The sequence below is a fragment of the Pseudomonas sp. P4_D7 genome (assembly GCF_056401755.1).
Genome location: NZ_JBFUIR010000099.1, coordinates 1 through 4,806, shown reverse-complemented (window position 1 = coordinate 4,806; position 4,806 = coordinate 1). Strand labels below are relative to the sequence as shown.

Here is a 4,806-nt window from a genome sequence, read left to right as displayed (position 1 = left end):
TTCCCACGCTCTGCGTGGGAATGCAGCCCGTGACGCTCCGCGTCACTGGACGCAGAGCGTCCCTTGAGGCATTCCCACGCAGAGCGTGGGAACGATCGCAAAACCTGTAGGCAAAAAAAGGCCCCGGAGTTCAAACGCCGGGGCCTTTTGCATTTCAGCGATCGATTACGCTGCTTTCGCCTCAGGCTGGCTCAGCGAGCGGTTCAGCGCGCTGAAGAGGGCCTTGAAGCTGGCCGTGGTGATGTTTTCATCGATGCCCACGCCGTGCACTGCACGTTCGCCGTTCACACGCAGTTCGATGTACGCCGCTGCTTTGGCGTTGGTGCCCGCGCCGATCGCGTGTTCGTTGTAGTCCATGATCTCCACCGGAATCGGCAGACCGGCGACCAGTGCTTCCAGCGCACCATTGCCCTTGCCGCGCCAGTGCAGGTTGGTTTCGCCCTGACCTTTGCTTGCCACTTCCACTTCGACGGCGCTGTTGCCGTTTTCTTCCTGCAGGCGATGGCTGACCAGCGCATACGGGGTGTTGGCTTGCAGGTATTCGCTGATCAACAACGAGTGAATCTGTTTGGCGGTCATCTCCAGGCCCAGACGATCGGTTTCACGCTGCACGACCTGGCTGAATTCGATCTGCATGCGACGTGGCAGGCTGATGCCGTACTCCTGCTCCAGCAAGTAGGCGATACCGCCCTTGCCCGACTGGCTGTTGACGCGAATCACCGCCTCGTAGCTGCGGCCGATGTCGGCCGGGTCGATCGGCAAATACGGCACTTCCCACAGTGCATCCGGTTTCTGCTGGGAGAAGCCTTTACGGATTGCATCCTGGTGCGAGCCGGAGAATGCGGTGTGTACCAGGTCGCCAACGTACGGGTGACGTGGGTGAACCTGAATCTGGTTGCACTCTTCGACCACTTTGCGCACGCCGTCGATGTCGGAGAAGTCCAGCTGCGGGTCAAGACCCTGGGTGTACATGTTCAGGGCGACGGTGACGAGGTCAACGTTACCGGTACGCTCGCCGTTGCCGAACAGGCAGCCTTCGACGCGATCGGCGCCGGCCATCAGGCCCAACTCGGTAGCGGCGACACCGGTGCCACGGTCGTTGTGGGTGTGCAGGCTGATGATCACGCTGTCACGACGGTTGATATTGCGGCCGAACCACTCGATCTGGTCGGCGTAGACGTTCGGGGTCGCGCACTCAACGGTAGCCGGCAGGTTGAGGATCATCTTGTGCTCAGGCGTCGGGTTCCACACCTCGATCACCGCGTCACAGACTTCCTTGGCGAATTCCAACTCGGTGGCGCTGAAGGTTTCCGGCGAGTATTCGAAGGTCCATTCGGTGTCCGGCTGCATCGCCGCGTATTTGACGAACAGCTTGGCGGCGTTGACTGCAATGGCCTTGATACCGTCCTTGTCCTGGTTGAAGACGATGCGACGGAAAGAAGGCGAGGTGGCGTTGTACAAGTGAACGATGGCTTTTTTCGCACCGCGCAGGGATTCGAAAGTACGCTCGATCAAATCTTCACGGCCCTGGGTCAGCACCTGAATGGTGGTGTCGTCCGGGATGTGGCCTTCTTCGATCAGGGTACGCACGAAGTCGAAGTCAGTTTGCGAAGCGGCCGGGAACGACGCTTCGATTTCCTTTACACCGACCTGCACCAGGGTTTTCCAGAAGCGCAGCTTTTTCACCGCGTCCATCGGCTCGATCAGCGACTGGTTGCCGTCACGCAGGTCGGAACTGCACCAGATCGGCGCGGTGTCGATGGTTTTCGACGGCCAGGTGCGATCCGGCAAGTTGATGACGGGAAACGCGCGGTATTTCGAAGACGGATCTTTGAGCATGCTCATCGGGAAATTCCTTATTGTCTGGGCCGAAAAGAGGCGGCCTGCCGGTGTTACGAATGTTCTTGGAAAAGCGTGGGACGAGGTGCCGCGATTCAGCCTGGCAGTCGTGCGCTGACGAGGCACAGGCTGCGGTGCTGGCGAAGCTGAATGAGGGTGTGAGAGGTTTTCATGCCTTCAACCCTAACCGCGAGGGGAGAGGATGGCAAGCAGTCGAAAAAAATTGAGAGGAATACTCGGAAAGCGGGTTTTTGCAGGATTTTATTGCGCTGGAGGTCGCTGATCGTTGTGATATTTGCGCGAGGTTTGATTGGGGCGCAATTGGGGTTTATAGCAGTTCAGTAAGTATTGATGTGCGTTGTAGGCCGCCTTCGCGAGCAAGCTCGCTCCCACAGGGATTTGTGTTTTGAACGCAATCCAATGTGGGAGCGAGCTTGCTCGCGAAGGGGCCATCAGCCCATCGGCTGTCTTAAGGCTGAAATGCGCCAATGAAAATCGCCGGATCCACCCGCGCATCATTCAGGCTGACATTCCAGTGCATGTGCGGCCCGGTCGCCCGACCAGTCGAGCCAACCTTGCCGACCACAGCGCCCCGCGCCAGTTGATCGCCGACTTTCACATCAATCTTCGACATATGGCAGAACATGCTGATAAAGCCCTGCCCATGGTCGACAAACACGGTGTTGCCGTTGAAGAAGTAGTTGCCGGTGAGGATCACCTTGCCCGCCGCCGGGGTCTTGATCGGCGTGCCCGCTGGCACCGCGAAGTCGAGGCCTGCATGTGGATTGCGCTCTTCACCATTAAAGAAGCGACGCACACCAAACTTGCTCGACAACGGACCGTTCACCGGTTTGTCCAACAACAGATTGCTCGGCGTGTTCGGGCTGAAGCTGCGATATGCCTTGATCTGTTCGGCCAGTTCGCCCTCGATGCGTTTGAGGTTCGACTGATCCGGGTTGACTTGCTGTTTGTTCTTCAGGGTGATGCGTTGTTCCGGGTATTTCTTGTTGCCCACGGTGAATGGCAAGTTACGTCCGCCGCTGCTGATCTGCTGTGCACCTGGTTTAACGGTAAGTGGCACGCCGACGATCGCCAGCCAGGTGTTCTGTTCTTTTACCACCAGCACCGGTTTGCCCTGATACGTGGCTTTCGGTGCCTGCGCGGCGGTGCCCAGATCAACCACCGCCACACCGCCCGGCACCGGTTTGTTCAGTAGCCGGGTGATGTAACTGTCGGCGTGGGCATTGAAGGTCAGGCAGAGCAAAAACAGTGGAGCGAGAAAGCGCGGCATGGATCAGTCCAGTAAAGAGAGAGTGACAGGCGTCAGGTGATTGTCCTCGACGCGCACTTGCAGTTCGCCTTCGCCGAGTTTGGCTTTCAGGCGCTGACCGGTGTGGGTCTGCGCGGCGTTGCGGATCGCATGGCCACGCTCATCGAGCAAAATGCTGTAACCGCGACCGAGCGTCGCCAATGGGCTGACCACGTGCAGCGTCTGCATCTGGCTGTGCAGTTGCAGGCGACGGTTCTTCAGACCTTCGCGCATGGCGCGAGGCAAGCGTTCGGCGAGGCTGTCGAGTCGCTGGCGCAACATCGCCAATTGCCGCCCCGGATGCTGGCCGGCGAGGCGGGTTTCCAAGCGGATCAGGCGCTCGCGACGGGTATTGAGATGACGCTCGAACGCTCGGCGCATGCGCATGTCCAGATCGTCCAGGCGCTGGGCCTGTTGGCGCAGACGTTCGCCGGGATGGCGCAAGCGACGGGCCATGCCTTCCAGGCGCAGACGATCACGCATCAAACGGTCGCGCATGCGTATCACCAGACGGCGATGCAGGCTTTCGACCTGACGGATCAGATGGCTGGAATCAGGAGCGAGCAGTTCAGCTGCTGCGGACGGCGTCGGTGCGCGCACGTCAGCGACAAAATCACTGATCGACACATCGGTTTCGTGACCGACGGCGCTGACGATTGGCGTTACACACGCATCAACGGCACGGGCTACAGCTTCTTCGTTGAAGCACCAGAGGTCTTCCAGCGAGCCGCCGCCACGGGCGAGGATCAGTGCGTCGAAACCACGGGCATCGGCCATTTTCAGCGCGCGGACGATTTGCGCGGTGGCTTCGCGGCCTTGTACGGCAGTCGGAATCAGCGTCAGTTGCACCTGCGGCGCACGGCGGCGGAATACGCTGATGATGTCGCGAATTACCGCGCCGGTTGGCGAGCTGATGATGCCAATGCGCTGCGGATGCGCGGGCAACGGCACTTTGCGTTCGGCACTGAACAGACCTTCGGCGCTGAGCTTTTCCTTCAGCGCATCGAAGGCCAGACGCAGTGCACCGTCACCGGCAGGTTCGACAGTGTCGAGAATCAACTGATAGTCGCCACGGCCTTCGAACAGCGAAACCTTGCCACGCACCTTCACCGCCAGGCCATCCTTCAGCGCCTGACGCACGCGCGCCGCGTTCTGCCGGAACAACGCGCATCGAACCTGAGCGCCGCTGTCCTTGAGGGTGAAATAGATGTGGCCTGACGCCGGGCGCGCGAGGTTGGAAATTTCGCCTTCGACCCAGATGTTGCTGAACACGTCTTCGAGCAACACCCGCGCGCGGCCGTTGAGCTGGCTGACGGTCAGGACCTCACGGTCCAGGCCAAGTCTTGCAAAGGGATCTTTAATCATGGGGCGCAGTTTAAAGGCATTTGCTGATCAATCTCCATGAATGACCATAAATCCCTGTGGGAGCGAGCCTGCTCGCGAAGGCGTCTTATCCTTCGACACCTTCAGTGGCTGACGGTCCGCTTTCGCGAGCAAGCTCGCTCCCACAGGGGGGATTGGTGAAGGTCTGGAGGAAGTGTTGGATCAGCGGCGTGGGGTTCTGTGGGTAGGCGAGGGCGACAGTGCTTTGGCAATCGGGATCGGTCAGCGGCAGAAATCGTACACCGCTCGGGGCGATGTCCTGCATTGATTCCGGC

The 4,806-nt window shown here is 59.7% G+C and carries 3 protein-coding genes and 1 pseudogene; all 4 read right to left on the bottom strand.

The genetic code is table 11. From position 1 onward, the window contains the following. Positions 1 to 165: 165 nt before the first annotated feature. Complete coding sequence (leuA, locus tag AC1DVF_RS28350; RefSeq protein ID WP_007916856.1) at positions 166 to 1,845, bottom strand: 2-isopropylmalate synthase; 1,680 nt, start codon at positions 1,843 to 1,845, stop codon at positions 166 to 168. Between the two features lie 463 nt (positions 1,846 to 2,308). Next, a complete protein-coding gene (locus AC1DVF_RS28345; protein ID WP_460092187.1) occupies positions 2,309 to 3,130 on the bottom strand; it encodes a peptidoglycan DD-metalloendopeptidase family protein in 822 nt (273 codons plus the stop codon). 3 nt (positions 3,131 to 3,133) lie between these two features. Continuing rightward, entirely contained in the window at positions 3,134 to 4,513 is a 1,380-nt protein-coding gene (gene xseA, locus AC1DVF_RS28340) for an exodeoxyribonuclease VII large subunit (protein ID WP_477783531.1), read from the bottom strand. 85 nt (positions 4,514 to 4,598) lie between these two features. Further along, positions 4,599 to 4,806 (bottom strand): annotated as a pseudogene (locus AC1DVF_RS28335) (LysR family transcriptional regulator); the annotation flags it as partial.

Bases quoted from the DNA above. Each gene is read 5' to 3' on its own strand.
- xseA (WP_477783531.1), bottom strand. From the start codon at position 4,513: ATGATTAAAGATCCCTTTGCAAGACTTGGCCTGGACCGTGAGGTCCTG.
- AC1DVF_RS28345 (WP_460092187.1), bottom strand. From the start codon at position 3,130: ATGCCGCGCTTTCTCGCTCCACTGTTTTTGCTCTGCCTGACCTTCAAT.
- leuA (WP_007916856.1), bottom strand. From the start codon at position 1,845: ATGAGCATGCTCAAAGATCCGTCTTCGAAATACCGCGCGTTTCCCGTC.